Source organism: Streptomyces sp. NPDC059816 (assembly GCF_042732055.1).
GTDB lineage: Bacteria > Actinomycetota > Actinomycetes > Streptomycetales > Streptomycetaceae > Streptomyces.
Genome location: NZ_JBHWIQ010000003.1, coordinates 26840 through 42993 on the forward strand (window position 1 = coordinate 26840; position 16154 = coordinate 42993).

Sequence of the window (16154 nt, forward strand, 5' to 3'; positions counted from 1 at the left end):
GCCTGCTGCCGTCCGCTGGATACGGCATCCCTCCCGGTACCGCCGACCGATACCGCTCGGATGCCGACCTGGGTGGCTTATTCCCTTCAAAACGCGCCGCCATGCCAGACCAGTTGGAGGCACGTGGATGAACACCTCGTGACACGGCCCCCGGTGACCGCCCTACGGGGGGAGCGTCAGCCGCCGTAGCGCCGGTGGCGGGCGGCGTAGTCGCGCAGCGCCCGCAGGAAGTCGACCTTGCGGAACGCGGGCCAGAAGACCTCGCAGAAGTAGTACTCGGAGTGCGCCGACTGCCAGAGCATGAATCCGGAAAGCCGCTGTTCACCGCTGGTCCTGATGACCAGGTCGGGGTCCGGCTGGCCGCGCGTGTAGAGGTGCTCGGAGATCACGTCGATGTCCACCAGCTCGGCGAGTTCCTCGAAGCTGGTGCCCCGCTGCGCGTGGTCCAGCAGCAGCGAGCGGACCGCGTCGGCGATCTCCTGGCGACCGCCGTAGCCCACGGCGACGTTCACGAGTATCCCCGTGTTGTCGATCGTGGCCTGTTCCGCCTCCTTGAGGACCGTCTGCGTCGGGCCGGGCAGCAGGTCCATCGTCCCCGCGTGGTGCACCCGCCAGCGGCCGTCCCGCGCCAGACCGCGCACCGCGTCCTCGATGATGCCGAGCAGCGGTACCAGCTCGTCCTCCGGACGGTCCAGATTGTCCGTGGACAACATCCACAGGGTGACGACCTCGACGTCGGTCTCGGCGCACCAGCCGAGGAACTCGGAGATCTTGTCGGCCCCGGCCCGGTGGCCCTGCGCGGTGGTCTCCCCCGACGCCTTCGCCCAGCGCCGGTTCCCGTCCAGGATGACCCCGATGTGCTTGGGCACCTGGTCGTGGTCGAGGCGGCCCTCCACCCGGCGCGCGTAGAGTCGATACACCAGGTCGCGCAGGTTCACGTCTGTTCAGCCCCTTGGTGGAAATAGCCGTCCCCGAGGGGCGCCACCCTACCGGTGTGCACGAGGTCCGCCGAGCCGGGGGCGAGGCCCGACTGAAGTAGTTTCGAGCCCATGGACGACACCATCCTCTACCGAGCGCGACCGGACCGTTACGACTCCATGGAGTACCGGCGCTCCGGCCGAAGCGGCCTGAAACTGCCCGCGGTCTCCCTCGGACTGTGGCACAACTTCGGCGACGACCGCGCGCTGACGACGCAGCGGGCGATCCTGCGTCGCGCCTTCGACCTCGGCGTCACCCACTTCGATCTGGCCAACAACTACGGCCCCCCGCCCGGCTCGGCCGAGCTGAACTTCGGCAAGCTCTTCCGCCAGGACTTCGCCCCGTACCGCGACGAGCTGGTCATCTCCACCAAGGCCGGCTATCTGATGCACCCCGGCCCGTACGGCGAGTGGGGCTCCCGCAAGTACCTGCTGTCCTCGCTCGACGCCTCCCTCGCCCGGATGGGCCTCGACCACGTCGACGTCTTCTACTCGCACCGCTTCGACCCGCACACCCCGCTGGAGGAGACCATGGGCGCGCTCGCGTCCGCGGTCCAGCAGGGCAAGGCCCTCTACGTCGGGGTGTCCTCCTACACCAGCGAGCAGACCGCCGAGGCGGCCCGGCTGCTGCGCGAGATGGGCGTGCGGCCGCTGATCCACCAGCCCTCGTACTCGATGATCAACCGTTGGACGGAGGACGACGGCCTGCTCGACACGCTGGAGGCGGCGGGCATGGGGTGCATCGCCTACGTGCCGCTGGCCCAGGGCCTGCTGACGGGCAAGTACCTGAACGGCATCCCGGAGGGATCCCGCGCCACCCAGGGCAAGTCCCTGGACCCGGGCCTGCTCAGCGAGGAGGTGCTGCGCCGGCTGCGCGGGCTGAACGGCATCGCCGAGCGGCGCGGGCAGAGCCTCGCCCAGCTCGCCCTGGCGTGGGTGCTGCGCGACGAGCGGATGACCTCGGCGCTGATCGGCGCGTCGAGCGTCCGGCAGTTGGAGGAGAACGTGGCCGCGCTGGGCGGTCCGGCGCTGACCGCGGAGGAACTGCGGGACATCGACGAGTACGCGGTGTCGACGCCCGGGACGAACATCTGGGCCGGACGGGGCTGATCCCCTTCGGCGGGGGCGCTGCGGTCGGGGCGCCGGGCCCGGGGTTCTGACCGGGGCTTTGCGGTCGGGGGCCTTGGCCGGGGCGCTGCGGTGGGGCCGTGGGGGCGGGCGCCTCGGCCGGAGCGCTGCGGTGGGGGGCCTGGCCGGGGCGCTGCGGTGGGGGCAGGACCGGGGCGTCACGGCCGGGAAAGGAAAACGGGCCGGTCCGTGGGGGGGGATACGGACCGGCCCGAGGGGGGGCTTCCACCATAACCCTTCGTATGCGGCATCGCGGGCATTGACGGCCGACAACTACTCTCCGCAGTCTTCCCGGGCACCCGCCGGGCGCCTGTGGCACGCGTGACGGGGACGGTTGGCGGAGGAAAACCGCTGGTGCGCAGTGGTGTGGCGCGCGGCGCGGCGCGGCCGTCGAGGGACGGTGGCCCGGTGTGGCCGTCCCTCTCCGGGGCGAGGGCGCCCGAGGCGTGAGGTTGACGCCGGAGGCGGGTGGCGGAGGCGGGTGGCGGAGCGGGAAGCCGGGCGTGGAACGAGGACTCGGGCGTGGAGCGGGAACACGAGCGGCGGGTCCGGTGCCGGAAGCCGCACGGCACCGCGCAGCCCCCTCCACTGCACGGTGCCGCCCGCGCAGCTTTGCTCACGCGAATTACCTTGGTCTGAACTTACGCTATCTTTACCTGGGGATCGAGCCACACCCGATAACGATGTGGAGAACGTCGTTCGGGAACGGCCGCCCGGGTCGTACCGACGGCCCGCACCGGCCCGCCGTCCCCGTCAGGCCTCCTCGACGCCCCGCACCGGGCGGGCAGTGCGGCTACCGCTCTGCGTACGGCCGGTACCGGGAGCACGCAGCACCCGGGGTGCGCGCGGGTGGTCGACGTCGATGTCCGCGTCCGGGTTCCCCGCCGCGGCGACCCGCGGGGAGGGATCGGCGGGGGGAGCCTCGCCGGCGGCGGGCTGGACGGCGGCGGATCGGAGGGAGGCCGCGTACTCGGGGTGCTTGCGGGCGACGATCGCGGACATGTTGCGACCGCCCCACTCGCCGAGCGGGCCCAGCGCGAAGTTCAGCTGGGACCCGATCTCCGTGAGCGAGTACTCGACCCGGGGCGGAACCTCCGGGAAGACCTCACGGTCCACCACCCCGTCCGCCTCCAACTCCCTCAGCTGCTGGATCAGCATCTTCTCGCTGACCCCCGGCACCTGGCGGCGCAGCTCACCGAACCGGAGCGGACCCTCGGCGTCGTCCAGGGCCCACAGGATCAGCGGTTTCCACTTGCCGCCGACGACGTCGACCGCCGCGTCGAGACCGCAGATGTACGGGCCCTTGCCCATGGACAACTCCTCACGACAGCTCATCACTTACCCCGTCGACAGTACTGCCGGTCCGGACCTCGGGCACGTTCGTTTCCCGAGCGGGCGCGGGAAGGGCGCCCGGGCCCGCTCGGAGGGGGCATCCGAAGGGCCCGGTGGGACGACGTCCGGGCCCGACTGCCTCAGGGGGCTGCCGAACCCGCGGCCTCGTCACCGCCGCGGCTCGGCTCGGCCGCCGCCCCGCCGCGGGGGAAGGACACCTCGACGCGCCGGTTCTTCCGCCGCCCCTGCTCCGAGGAGTTGTCGGCGATCGGATAGTCCTCGCTGTACCCGCGCACCTCGTAGGTGACCTCGGGGCCCAGGTCGGCGGCGAGCGCGTCGTGGACGGAGTCGGCGCGGCGCTTGCTGAGCAGCTTGCCGTGCTCGTAGGAGCCGAGGTCGTCGGTGAAGCCGAAGACCCTGATGTTCGTCGCCTTCAGTTTCCTGATCTCGTCCGCGATCGCCTTGATCCGGGACAGCGCCTCCGGGTTCAGCTTCGGGCTGTTCTTGGGGAACAGCACCTCGGCCTGGAGGGCGAACTTCACCTCCGTGTTGGTGTCCTCGCGCCGCTCCTCGCCGCCCATTTCCTCGACCACCGACTTGATGTCCAGCACCTTGGCGGGCGCGAGGCTGGCCCCGTCGGCGAGGCGCAGGCCCGGGCTCTCGGGGTCCACCTCGGGCGCGGGTCCCCCGTCCGAGACGCTGCCGGGGGGGGTGCTGGGGTCGCTCGGGGCGGCTTCGGCCGGGGCTCCCGTGACGAGGAGACAGAGGAGGGCGGCGAGCGTCACGGGTGCGGCGATCGCACGGGTGCGTGACGCCGGGCGCGGGGCGCGGTCGGGGACGTTCAGCGGGGCTCCGGGGGTGGGGGCGGAGTCGGTCATCGGCTATTCGCCCTCGCTGATCTCGATGGACGCGGGGGGCATGGAGCCCACTTGGAAGTCGACCTTCGTCGTGCCTTCGGGCGGGGCGGGGAACTGAGCGAACCATTCGGCGGTGTCGCCGGACAGGATTCCCCCTGTGAAACGGGTGCACAGGCAGCGCCCTTCCGTGTCACGGAGGACGAGGTACTTCTTTCCCTCGCGCTTGTCCACCAAGTTGGCTCCCGCGATGGAAGCACCGTTCTTGACCAACTCGTTCTCGTCGCTGCGCCATCCGGCCGCGACCCATGACTTGCCGGTTCCGTTGGTCACGGTTCCTTGGACCGTGATGTATCCGCCCTGATCACGAACTGCTGACGTGATGGCCATCGTCAGTCCACCCTCGCCTTTGGACTCCCCGAGAACATCGTTCGCAGGCTGCGTTGAGGACTGGTCATCAGCCGTAGGCTCGTTCTCCTGGTCCTGTGACGACTGCGAGGCCGGCCGGGATTCCCGTTTTCCGTCGTCGCTACCGCTCTCGCCCCCGCCACAGGCCGCGCCAGCAAGGATCAGCCCAGTAGTGAACGCCGCCGCGGTCAGTGTTCTGCGCGTCCTCGCGTGGGGGAGCTTCATGGGTACTGCTTCCTTTCACTCAGCCAGATACACGGAGAACAGGTCGGACGCATCGGGCAGGTCTTCCGGCCGAAACTCCTGGGGATCGATCTCGACAGTCTCTCCGTCGCAATCAAGTTCGATGACATCCCTGGGATCGGCGTCCACGTCGAATTCACACCGCGGCTCCAGAACGGCAGTGGCCTGCGCCCGGGCCCGCATCGACTCCGTGCCGGGGATGATCGATTCGCCCACCGTGTAGTTGGTCTCGATCTCCACCTGAAATCCTGGATAGCCGTTCACCTCAGCCGGACCGAATCCCGTCACACTGGCATCGTTCTCGCCGGCCAACTGCTCTGCGGCGGTCTGCGCCCCCGCCTCTTCGAGGAGATCCCCGGTAAGCCAGTCCAACCAGTCCTCTTCACCACCGATGGCGGTCGCCAAGCCGTCGAGCATCTCCTCCCGGGACGCCTGCGCGGCTGCCAGTGCAGCGGCATCGGCCGCTGACTGCGCCCCGTTGCGCGCAGAGGCAGCCTGAGCGAAAGCGAAGAAGCCGAACGCGACGAAGAGCAGAATTCCCGTGGTCCAGATGTAGATGGGCAGCGTCTGGCCTCGGTCCGTTGCAGGGAACTGCGAACGGCTCAACCCCCGATGACGTTGTTCACCGCATCGAGGATCGCCCCCGAGATCAACCCGTCCAAACCCAAGCTGTCGATCAGGGTGAAGATTCCCGCGATGATGATGAGTAGGCCGGCGTATTCCACGAAGCCGGCGCCGCGGTCGCGTGCGGGGCCCCTCAGGTGGGTCAGGGTCCGGTGGCGCCAGGTGGTCAGGCGAGTCCTCATCGTGGGTCCTTCCGTCCGGGTGCCGTGCACGTCCGACTACGGAAAGGTACGGGACGGGGACGGTCGGACTCGTGGGCCCTGGGGCCCAACTCGCAGGTGAGGGGGTCAACGGGACCACCCCTCCCGCAGGGAGGACGGGGCGGTTCCGAGCCAGTGGGCGATCGCTTCGCTCCGGCTCCCGCTCTGTAGCTTCGCGAAGATCCGGTTGATGTGGTTCTTGACGGTCTTCTCGCTGATGAAACAGGTGGCGGCGATCTGTTGGTTGTTCATGCCGGACGCGATGAGATCCATGACCTCCACCTCCCTGGAGCTGAGACCGAAAGCGAACGGACCTCGCCCGCCCCCGCGTTGCTCGCGGGGGCGACCCTCACGGGTCCACCACGACTCTCCCACAGACCGTTGCACCTGCGAAGCAGGTTGGGGTGATCCGGGCGGACGGGTCGGGCGATCCGAGACGTCCGGCTCCGTGGGGGACCCCGTCGTGGACCACACGTCCCGTGCCGACGGGGTGCAGGTGCCGTGTCCGTCCGCCGTTCTCCGTACCGCCAGGAGGAGTTCGTCCGTGGTGAACTCCCCGTGCACCAGGTATCCGCGGGCGCCGAGCCGGTGCGCGACGCGGACGGTTTCGGGTTCCGCGCTGTAAGTGAGCATCAGGACCGGTGCCAGGCGGGCGAGTCCGGGAAGCGCGGTGAGGCCGTCCGTACCGGGCATGCGGACGTCGAGCAGGACCAGGTCGGGGCGGTGCCGTCGGACCGCGGTCAGGGCTTCCGCGCCGTTCGTGGCCTCGGCGACGACGGTGAGGCCGGGGCGGGTGCCGAGGAGGGCGGCGAGTCCGGCCCGGACGACCGGGTTGTCGTCGGTGACGACGACCCGCAGCGCTGGCGGCTCAGGGGGCATGGTCGGCCTCCGGGAGCAGGGAGGGAACGGGACGGTTGCGGTACGCCGGGTGCCGTGTCGGCGGGGCGGGCCGGGGGACGGTCAGGCGGACGCGGGTGCCGGGGGTCCGGGCGGTCGGGCGGGGGTCCGCCGGGGTGATCGTCAGGGTCGCGTCGAGTGCTGCGGCGCGTTCGACCATGCCGAGCAAGCCGAACCGGCCCCGGGCCCGCAGTGCGGCGAGTCGTACCGATCCGGGGGCGAGGGTACCGAGGGCGCTGCCGGGGATGCCGTCGCCGTCGTCGGTGACGGTGACCGTCAGGCTTCGGGCGTCGCCGGTGACGGTGACGGTGACGTGGGAGGCGCGGGCATGTCGGTGGGCGTTCTCCAGGGCCTCGCCCACGATGGTGGCCGTTTCGTGGCCCGCGGGCGCTGGGACGGTGAACGTCGATGCGGGGGCCGGTTCGGCGCGCAGGGTGGCGGGCGTGCCGGTGCGGGCGCGGAAGTCGGTGACGACGGCGTCCAGTTCGGCGAGCAGGTCGGTGGGCGGCGGGTGGGGTTCCGTGCCGCGGAGGTCGCGCAGCAGGGTGCGGGACTCGGCGGCGGCGCGGCGGGCGGCGTGGGCGACCTCGTCGGCGCGGGCCCGCAGGACGTGGGGGTCCACCCGGTCCGCCCCGGTGGCCAGGGCTTCGGCGGACAGGGCCAGGCCGTGCAGGGTCTTGGCGACGGAGTCGTGCATCTCGCGGGCGAGGCGGGCGCGTTCGGATTCCACGGCGTCCCGGACGGCGAGGTCGGCGTTGGCTTCGGCGAGGGCACGGGTGGCGGCGCCGAACCGGAACATCAGGTTGCGCAGGGTCACGCCGATGATGCCGGCGGCGACGCAGAACCCGGCGAGCAGGGCGGTGCTGGGCCCGGTGCCGGGGCGGTGTTCCCAGGCGCGGTACGCGGTGAGCAGCGCGACGATCTGGAGGCCGGTGAAGACGCCGGCGCCGCGCCAGCCGTACAGGAGTCCCGACAGCAGGGGGGTGCAGACGGCGACGTAGCCGAGGGGGGACGCGGGGGACGCGGTGAGCAGGAGTATCGAGCCGACGAGAAGGTCCGCCCCCATCAGGGTGGGGTGGGCGAGGACGCGGGGGCCGAAGCGTTCCCAGTCGCGGAGCATCGCGTAGGAGCTCATGAAGCCGGCGATGCTGGCGGCGAGGACGGCGTACCTGGGGGCGCCGTCGGCGGCGCCGGCCATGGCGAAGGGCACCCCGATGGCGATCATGGCGAGGCGGGCGCCGAAGACCTGGCGGCACAGGGCCTGGAGGGCGCTGAGCTGGATGCGGAGGCTGGGCGCGGGTGCGTCGTCCTCGATGGCGGAGGGCCAGGGTCCGGGCCGGGTGGCGAGCGGGGAGCCGGTGCGGCGTCCGTGGTGGAGCGCGCGGGCGAGGCGGGCCCGTAAGCGGTGGGGGAACGCCGTGCGGGGTGCGGGGTCGGGGGTGTGTCGCATCAGCGCCCCAGGATGGAGCCGAAGTCGCTGCCGGAGCCGAGGAACATGCCGGTGGCGATGAGGATCATCGTGGCGGGCAGCATGAACACCAGGGTCACCACGGTGGCCTTGGGGATGGTCTTCGCGGCGCGGCGGCGGGCGTTCTGGGCGTCGGTGCGGCGCATGTCGCCGGCGATCTGGATGAGGGTCTCGGCGATCGGGGAGCCGAGTTCCTCGCCCTGTTGGAGGGCGGAGACGAACTGGGCGACCTGTTCGGAGTCGTTGCGGCGGCGCAGTTCGTCGAAGGCCTGGCGGCGGCTGACGCCCATGTCCATCTGGCGCAGGGTGATGCGCAGTTCGTCGGCCCAGGGGCCTTCGTACCGTTCGGCGACCCGGTCGAGGGCCTGGCGGAAGCCGAGGCCGGCGGAGACGACGACGGCGAGGACGTCGAGGAAGTCGGGGAGGGTGCGGTCGATGACGGCGCGGCGTTCGCGGACGGCCTGCCAGATGAGGGCGTCGGCGGCGAACAGGCCGAAGACGAGGGTGAGGGCGGCGAACAGGGGCTGTGCGTTGTTGAGGAAGACGAGTCCGAGGACGACGCCGAACACCCCGTAGACGGCGCGGCGGGCCGCGTACCGGTCGACGGTGAGGCCGCCGGGGTTGCCGGCCCGGTCGATGCGGCGGCGTTTGGCGTCCACGCGTTTGGGGCCCATCAGGCGTAGGACGAGGGGGGCGCAGCGCATGCCGAGGCGGTCGACGGCGGAGTCCGTGGTGGAGACGCGGGTGGCGCCGACCTCCAGGGCCAGGGCGAGGTCGCCGGGGAGTTTGGTCTCCGTGCGGTACAGGCGGATGCCGAAGAGGGCGCCGAACACGGCGGCGCCCGTGAGCGCGGCGAGCAGCAGGGCCGTCATCGTCATCGGGGGGAACCTCTCACACTTCGATCTTGCCGAGGCGGCGGATGACGAAGAACCCGACCGCGTAGAGCCCAAGGGCGATCAGCATCAGGGCCTGGCCGACCGGGGAGCCGGTGACCCGGGCGAGGGCGCCTTCGTTGGAGGAGTTGACCAGGAGCAGGGAGCCCAGGCCGAGCAGGGGGACGGTGAACGCGGTCGCGTTGACCTCGGACAGCATGGTCCGCACCTCTCGGCGGGTCTCCTTGCGGTCCTCCAGGGTCTGGGTGAGGTTGCGCAGGGAGCTGACGACGGAGCCGCCGGCCTTGTTGGACAGGACGAGGGTGGTGACGAGGACGACGAGTTCGCGTGAGGGCAGTCGGCGGGCGAGTTCGCCGAGGGCGTCGTCGACGGAGCGGCCGAGGGTGAGCTGGTCGGCGACGAGGGAGAGCTCTTCGCCGGCGGGGGCTTCGAGTTCTTCGGCGGCCATGGCGAGGGAGGTGCGCAGGGCGAGTCCGGCAGCGGTGGCGTTGGCGAGGAGCCGGGCGACGTCGGGGAGCTGGTTGATGAACGCTTCGATGCGTTTCTGTCGCTGCCAGTTGAGGAAGATGACGGCGCTCCACACGCCGACGGCGGCGGCGAGGGGGCCGAAGAAGGGGGCGAGGGCGGAGGACGCGACGAGCCAGAGGCCGATGACGCCGGCGAGGGCGTAGGTGAAGAACTCGCCGGCGGTGAGGTCGAGTCCGGTGGCGGCGAGCCGCAGGCTGATGGCGCGGCCGAGGCGGGTGTGGCGCAGCCGGCGGTCGACGGCGACGAAGCGTCGGGTGCGGCTCGCGGGGCCGTGGACGGGGCCGCCGGAGAGGCGGTCGACGAGGGCCTGGCGTTGGGCGCGGCCGGTGGCCCAGCTGTGCAGTCCGGCGATGGCGAGGGTGCAGCACAGCAGGGTGGCGCCGAGGGCGAGGAGGGCGAGTTCGCTCATGCCGGGCTCCGCGGGGGTCGGTTCATGCGAGGGCCTGCCTGGTGTGGGGCGGGGCGATGCCTTCGGTGGCGACTCCGAAGGCGGGCGGGACCGGTTCGCTGGCGACGTACAGCTTCTCCGCGACGGCGCGGGGCAGGGGCAGGTGTTCGAAGTGGCCGTGCACGATCCGGTCGGCGCCGGGGGGTCGGGGGACGAAGCGGGAGACGGTGGCGATGCGCAGGGGTTCGCGTCCGTGGGAGACGAGGAGCGCGATCTCGACCACGCGGCGGGAGCCGTCGGCGTGTCGGGCGAGTTGCACGACGACGTCGACGGCGGAGTTGATCTGGTCCTTGAGCGCTTCGAAGGGGATGCGGACCTCGGACATGGAGCCGAGGGTCTGGAGGCGCATCAGGGCGTCCTCGGCGCTGTTGGCGTGGACGGTGGCGAGGGAGCCGTCGTGGCCGGTGGACATGGCCTGGAGCATGTCGAGGGTCTCGCCGCCGCGGACCTCGCCGACGATGATGCGGTCGGGGCGCATCCGCAGGCTGTTGCGGACCAGGTCGCGGATGGTGATGTGGCCCTTGCCCTCGACGTTCGGGGGGCGGGACTCCAGCCGGATCACGTGTTCCTGTTGGAGTTGGAGTTCCGCGGAGTCCTCGATGGTGATGATGCGCTCGCGGTCCGGGATGAGTCCGGACAGGGCGTTGAGGAGGGTCGTCTTCCCGGAGCCGGTGCCGCCGCTGACGATGACGTTGAAGCGGGCGCGGACGAACGCGGACAGGAGCAGCAGCATCTGTTCGTCGAGGGAGCCCAGGCCGATGAGTTCGGTGAGGGTGTAGGCGCGGGGGAAGCGACGGATGGTGAGGGTGGGGCCGGTGAGGGACAGCGGGGGGATGATGACGTTGACGCGTTCGCCGGTGGGCAGTCGGGCGTCGACCATCGGGTTGGACTCGTCCACGCGCCGGTTGACGGTGGAGACGATGCGTTCGATGGTCTGCATGAGCTGTTCGTCGGAGGCGAAGCGCAGCGGCAGCTGTTCGACGCGGCCGGCGCGCTCCACGAAAACGGCGTCGGGTCCGTTGACCATGATCTCGGTGATCGACGCGTCGGCGAGGAGCGGTTCGAGGACGCCGAGGCCCAGGGCCTCGTCCACCACGCGGCGGATGAGTTGGGCGCGTTCGCTGGTGGAGAGGACGGGCCCCTCGCGGCTGATCAGGTGGCCGAGTACGCGTTCCAGCCGGACCCGGCGGTCGGCGGCGGCGAGCGAGGACATCTCGGCGAGGTCGATCTCTTCGAGGAGTTTGGCCCGGTAGACGGCGACGAGGTGGCTGTCCTCGCGTGGCGTGCCGGATTCCTGGGGGGTGGCCGCCAGTCGGGAGCGCAGGCTCATGGGCTCTTCCTCCTTCCGTTCGGGTTCCGGTTCGGTGCTACGGCTCTGGGTCGGCTGGCGGTGGTCGGGGGTCGGGGGTCAGTCGTCGGTGGGCATGGTGACCGTTCGGGTGACCTGCCAGCCGGAGCCGACGAAGGGGACGAGTACGGGGACGGTCACGGTGGCGGTGGCCCGGGAGAGTTCGCCGTCGTCCGCGGTGTCGACGTCGGCGTCGAGTCCGCTGTCCATCGCGGCGCGTCCCGCAGCGGCCCCGTCGCCGCCCTGGGCGGTCACCCGGGCCGCGGCGCGGGCCCCCGAGCCGGCTTGGCCGGCCGCGTAGCCGATCAGGCCGAGTTGGATGGCGGCGAGGCCGATCACCAGGAGGATCGGCAGGAACCCTGCGAACTCCAGCACGCTGACGCCCCGGTCGTCCTTGAGGACGCGGCGGGGCGGTGTCCTGCGGGGTCGGGGGCCGCCGCCCGGGCTGCGCCCCGGCCCCGTACGCACGGGCCCGGCACGCCCCACCCGCGCACGGTCGGTTGCGCCGCCACGTACGCCCGCGGGTGCGGGGGTGGCGGGGCGTACCCCCGCGCGTACGGGTACGGGGCGCCGCACGCCCGTGCGCGCGAGGCGGACTCGCGGTGCTGCCCGCCGCTGGTGGGTCCATCCCCGCTCGCGCGGGGCGCGCTTCACGGTGCCGGTCGACTCGGTGTACCCCTCGGGACCACCCCCGCGTGTGCGGGGAGCGCCGGGCGAGGGCGCTCCCGCCGGGTTTCGCGTTCGGCACGTCGTCTCCGCGCGCCGCGCCGCCGTCCGTAGGACCCGGGAAGACCCCGCCCCTGCCCGGACGGGCATGACCCGACGCGTCCTGGCCTTCCGTACGGGTACCGTGCGCCGCGCCCGCGCGAGGGCGGGCGCGGGGAGCTTCCGCCCCGTCCGGGCGGGCGCGGGCGACTGCACCCCCGTACGGGCGGACGCCGGGGGCCGGACCCCCGTGTGCAGGGCCCGGGAACGCCACGGCCCCGTACGGACGGACCCGCCACGACGTGCCCCCGTCCGGGCGGGCGCGGAGGGCTGCGGCGCGAGGCGGGCAGACGCACGGCGCGACACCACCGTCCGGGCGGGCGGGGGCGACGACGGCCCCGTCCGGGCGGGCGCAGCGGGCCGAACCCTCGTGCGCACGGCCCGGGGGCGGCGCCCGCTCGTGCGGGGGGTCACGGGGCACCGCCCGCGGCGACTTCGTCGCCTTCGACGGCCGCCCCGGCCTCCGCGTCGACCGTCCACCCGGTGCTCACTCCGGGGAAGAAGACGGGCACCTCGGCGCTGACGCTGGCCCGCCAGACCAGTCCGTCCCGGGCGCAGGACACGTCCGCCCCCTGCCAGGCCGCGGGCAGGTGCTGCTTCGCGGCGGCCACGCAGGCGCCTTCGCCGCCCTCGCCGAAGGCCGCCGCGGCAGTCGCGGCCCGGGCGCCCTCGTCGGCCGCGTTCCCGGTGAGCGAGAAGGTGTACCCGTACAGCGCGCACTGCCACAGGATGGCGATGACGGCGAGCAGCAGCGGGAACATGCCGGCGAATTCGAGGGTGACCGCGCCCCGGTCGCCGCCGGCCGCGCGGCGGCGCAGGGCCAGCGCGCCGCGGTCGCCGCCGCTGCGGCGTCGGCGACCGGTGTCGGCGGGGTCGGTGGCCATCAGTCCGAGTTCCGCGGCGAGGGTCCACACGGCCTGTTTGACGGTGGACTTGTGGTCGAGGTCGTGGACGCGGCCGGCGTCCACCACGGCGTGGAGTTCCTTGAAGTGGGCGGGCACGCTGGTGCGGGCGACCCGCGTGCCGGTGACGCGTTCCACCAGTGACGCCTGGATCTCGGTGCCGCGGGCGTGGCGGTTGATGACGGTGGTGGTCTCCTCGGCCTTGCGGATCTGGAGCCGGTCCCAGAGGCGGACCATCCGTTTGGCGGCGCGGATGGCGATCACGTCGGGGGTGACGAGGAGCAGCGCCCGGTCGGAGAGTTCGACGGCGGCGGCGCCCGCGGCGCTCATCTGGGTGCCGCAGTCGATGACGACGACCTCGTAGCGGCTGCGCAGGGCGGCGACGACCTGGCGGGCGACCCGGTCGGTGACCTCTTCGCCGCGTTCGCCCTCGGCGGGGGCGAGCAGCAGCGAGAGTCCGCTCTCGTGGGAGAAGAGCGCTTCGTGCAGGACGCGGGCGTTGATGTCGTGGATGGCGGCGAGGTCGGCGACGGAGCGGCGGAACTGGACGTCGAGGTAGGAGGCGACGTCCCCGGACTGGAGGTCGAGGTCGACCAGGGCGACGGTGTGGCCGCCGGCGCGGGCGGCGAGGGCGAGTTGCACGGCGGTGAAGGTGGTGCCGACGCCGCCCTTGGCTCCGGTGACGCTGATGACGGTGCCGCCGGGCCCGCCGTAGGGGGTGTCGCCGCTGCCGAGGTGGCGCCGCATGCCGGTGGCCCAGGTCGCGGCGGCCTGGACGCGTTCGGCGAGGGCGTCGTAGTCGAGGGGCAGGCCGACGATGCCGCGCACCCCGGAGTCCATGGCAGCGGTGAGCACGTCGTGGGAGGTGTCGGAGGTGATGAGGAGGACGCCGACGGAGGGGAACCGTTGGACGATCTCGCGGATCAGCTCGGGCACGGGCGCGGGGCCGATGCGTTCGTGGACGAGGACGACCTCGGGCAGTTCGTCGAGGGATTCGACGGCGAGCCGGGCGAGGGTGTCGAGGAGGGCGGTGGTATCGGCCACGGGGATCGCGGGGTCGGCGTCGGGCAGCTGGCCGAGCAGGGACGACAGGGCGCGGGCGGATTCCAGATCCCCCACGGCGGGCAGCACACGGACGCTCATCGCGGCGCTCCTAGCGGTCCTCGTCGAGGGTGAACGTGCGGTCGTCGGGCCGGACGTCCGCGCCGCCGGGGGCGACCAGGGCGAGCCGGACGTGGGTGGCGAAGGACTCGGCGTAGGCGATGCGTTGGGCGTCGGCGGTGCCGAGGGCGAAGGTGATGGGGACGGCTTCGTTGGTGGCGCGGGCCCGGTCGCGGCGGTCGGGGTCGAGGGCGGTGAGCTTGCCCACGTCGATGACCTTGGCGTTCTCGACGATGACCTTGGACTGGTGCTTGGCCCGCTCGTCGTCGCTCTCGAAGGTGGCGTAGATGTTGACGGTCGCGCCCGGGGTGATCTTCCCGGCGACGCCGGTGGCCGCGTCGATCATGATGGCGATCTCCTGCTGTCCGGCGGAGAGTTCCGGCCGTTCGACGATCATGTCGTGTTGGAGCAGGGAGCCGGCGCGCAGCCGGGTGACGGCGATCTTGCCGCGGATGGCGTTCAGGTCGGTGACGGCGGTCTTGGAGAGCCACCGCTTCGGCATGCTGACCTTTTCGAACTGGCTGCTGGTCAGGGTCTTGTAGGGGGCGACGTCGCCCTTCAAGCGGTACGCGGTGACTTCGGGTCCGACCTTGGAGTTCACGTCGCGGATCACCGCCAGCACCCCGGCGAAGGCGCCGAGGGCGCACAGTACCGAGAGGACCAGCAGGATGACGCCACGGCGCTGGCGTGAGTTCATGGCCGGACTACCTCGATCGGGAACGTGGGCGTGTGGACGGGGTGGTGGTGCGGGGGCCGGGCCGGGGTGCCGCGGGGCCGGGCGGTACGGCTCACACGGGGCCGCCGGTGAGGGCCCGGGCCGCGGTGGGCCTGCGCAGTGCGGGGGCCGCCCGGGTGGTGGCCGTCCGTGGGGACCCGGTCGCTTCGGGGGCCGGCGCGAGGGGCGCGGAACAGAATCCGCAGCGGTCGCCGATCAGTTCGAGTCCGCACCAGCGGCAGTGTTCGCGGCGGACCGAGGAGACGAGTTGGTAGAGCACGGAGATGTCGGGGATGGCTGCGGCGAACTCGACGACCTTGCCGGTGGCCCACCAGTGGGGGGACTCGGCGGGCAGCCGGGTCTCGGTGACGCCCTGGACCCGCCAGGCGGGGGCGAGGGTGTCGGTGACCCAGTCGGGGGCGAGTTGCCCGGCGGCGGTGAACAGGTGGGTGCCGAAGGCGGGGCCGGTGAGGGCGGGGGCTTCGCCGTCGGCGGCCGGGCCGTGCGGGGCGCCCCGGGCGCCGGTGAGCCGGACGAGTTCGGACTGCGGGGTGGCGAGGACCGCGAACTGGGAGCCGGGGACCCAGGACCTGGTGTGGGTCTTGAGGTCGACGGGCACCCGGTCGAGTCGGGCGACGGAGCCGAGGAGCGCTCCGGCGTAGATGTAGTGGGCGAGCAGTCGCGCGGCGGAGGCGAGAACTCCGGGGCTGAAGTCGCACATGGAGAGTTGACGCAGTTGCAGGGTGAGGACGGCGAGGCCAAGCGGCGGCAGGTCGGGCCGCAGCAGGGCGATGCGGTCGGTCTCCAGGAGGGAGCGCACGGTGTGCAGCCGTCTGACGACGGCGGGCGGCGCGGAGGCCGGGCACACCACGACCACGTGGCCGTGGTGCTCGATCAGGGTGTGCATCTCCGTCAGGGACTGTTCGAGGCCGTACGCGTCCGGTGGGCGGCCCTGCCGGGCGGACCTGCCGGCGGCGCGCTCACCACGGCTGCGTTCGCCGCGGCTGCGTTCGGCGGGCGCGGCGGAGCGCAGCACGGCCGCGGACGGCGTGTGCCGGTCCAGGGCGGGCAGCACCAGGTCGGGACTGGTGACGGCTATGGCGGTCGGCACCCGCACACCCCCGCTTCCTCCCGGCGGCGTGGTCACACGACCGCCCTCACCGCACCACTGTGATGCCACTCCTGCATCTGTCTGCATCTGCACCATATCCACGGCGTGGCCCGCTCAACACCCGATCTCATCAGATGAGTTCACGGCACGTA

The 16154-nt window shown here is 72.2% G+C and carries 15 protein-coding genes and 1 pseudogene; 1 reads left to right on the forward strand and 15 read right to left on the reverse strand.

The window, feature by feature from the left end; genetic code table 11:
- Positions 1-176 precede the first annotated feature (176 nt).
- Complete coding sequence (locus ACFV88_RS04930) at positions 177-938, reverse strand: isoprenyl transferase (protein ID WP_385486104.1); 762 nt, start codon at positions 936-938, stop codon at positions 177-179.
- A 111-nt stretch (positions 939-1049) separates the two neighbouring features.
- Between ACFV88_RS04930 and mgrA the strand changes: the two genes are divergently transcribed.
- Complete coding sequence (mgrA, locus tag ACFV88_RS04935; protein WP_385486106.1) at positions 1050-2087, forward strand: L-glyceraldehyde 3-phosphate reductase; 1038 nt, start codon at positions 1050-1052, stop codon at positions 2085-2087.
- 996 nt (positions 2088-3083) lie between these two features.
- On the opposite strand, the pseudogene ACFV88_RS04940 reads toward mgrA, so the two are convergent.
- The 14 genes and pseudogenes from ACFV88_RS04940 to ACFV88_RS05005 form a co-directional block, all read right to left on the reverse strand.
- A pseudogene (locus ACFV88_RS04940) lies at positions 3084-3416 on the reverse strand (winged helix-turn-helix transcriptional regulator); the annotation flags it as partial.
- Between the two features lie 161 nt (positions 3417-3577).
- The gene (locus tag ACFV88_RS04945; protein ID WP_385486108.1) at positions 3578-4315 is read right to left on the reverse strand and encodes an OmpA family protein; all 738 of its coding nucleotides are present in this window, start codon (positions 4313-4315) and stop codon (positions 3578-3580) included.
- A 3-nt stretch (positions 4316-4318) separates the two neighbouring features.
- Positions 4319-4924, reverse strand: coding sequence for a hypothetical protein (locus tag ACFV88_RS04950; RefSeq protein WP_385486110.1), 606 nt, complete (start codon positions 4922-4924; stop codon positions 4319-4321).
- A gap of 15 nt (positions 4925-4939) precedes the next feature.
- A complete protein-coding gene (locus ACFV88_RS04955; protein ID WP_385486112.1) occupies positions 4940-5548 on the reverse strand; it encodes a pilus assembly protein TadG-related protein in 609 nt (202 codons plus the stop codon).
- A complete protein-coding gene (locus ACFV88_RS04960) occupies positions 5545-5748 on the reverse strand; it encodes a hypothetical protein (RefSeq protein WP_385486114.1) in 204 nt (67 codons plus the stop codon). The genes ACFV88_RS04955 and ACFV88_RS04960 overlap by 4 nt, the downstream gene beginning before the upstream one ends.
- A gap of 105 nt (positions 5749-5853) precedes the next feature.
- Positions 5854-6645, reverse strand: coding sequence for a response regulator (locus ACFV88_RS04965; protein ID WP_385486116.1), 792 nt, complete (start codon positions 6643-6645; stop codon positions 5854-5856).
- Positions 6635-8113: a sensor histidine kinase gene (locus ACFV88_RS04970; RefSeq protein WP_385486118.1), complete on the reverse strand. Its 1479-nt coding sequence runs from the start codon at positions 8111-8113 to the stop codon at positions 6635-6637. The genes ACFV88_RS04965 and ACFV88_RS04970 overlap by 11 nt, the downstream gene beginning before the upstream one ends.
- Positions 8113-9003 (reverse strand): DUF5936 domain-containing protein, encoded by an 891-nt coding sequence (locus tag ACFV88_RS04975; protein ID WP_385486722.1) that lies wholly within the window; start codon positions 9001-9003, stop codon positions 8113-8115. The genes ACFV88_RS04970 and ACFV88_RS04975 overlap by 1 nt, the downstream gene beginning before the upstream one ends.
- A gap of 19 nt (positions 9004-9022) precedes the next feature.
- On the reverse strand, positions 9023-9961 hold the full coding sequence (locus tag ACFV88_RS04980) for a type II secretion system F family protein (protein WP_385486120.1): 939 nt from the start codon (positions 9959-9961) through the stop codon (positions 9023-9025).
- 22 nt (positions 9962-9983) lie between these two features.
- Complete coding sequence (locus ACFV88_RS04985; protein WP_385486122.1) at positions 9984-11330, reverse strand: CpaF family protein; 1347 nt, start codon at positions 11328-11330, stop codon at positions 9984-9986.
- Between the two features lie 78 nt (positions 11331-11408).
- Complete coding sequence (locus ACFV88_RS04990; RefSeq protein WP_385486124.1) at positions 11409-11816, reverse strand: TadE/TadG family type IV pilus assembly protein; 408 nt, start codon at positions 11814-11816, stop codon at positions 11409-11411.
- 707 nt (positions 11817-12523) lie between these two features.
- On the reverse strand, positions 12524-14158 hold the full coding sequence (locus ACFV88_RS04995; RefSeq protein WP_385486126.1) for a CpaE family protein: 1635 nt from the start codon (positions 14156-14158) through the stop codon (positions 12524-12526).
- A 10-nt stretch (positions 14159-14168) separates the two neighbouring features.
- Positions 14169-14873: a Flp pilus assembly protein CpaB gene (gene cpaB, locus ACFV88_RS05000; protein ID WP_385486128.1), complete on the reverse strand. Its 705-nt coding sequence runs from the start codon at positions 14871-14873 to the stop codon at positions 14169-14171.
- A gap of 91 nt (positions 14874-14964) precedes the next feature.
- On the reverse strand, positions 14965-16002 hold the full coding sequence (locus ACFV88_RS05005) for a hypothetical protein (RefSeq protein WP_385486724.1): 1038 nt from the start codon (positions 16000-16002) through the stop codon (positions 14965-14967).
- Positions 16003-16154: the final 152 nt, after the last annotated feature.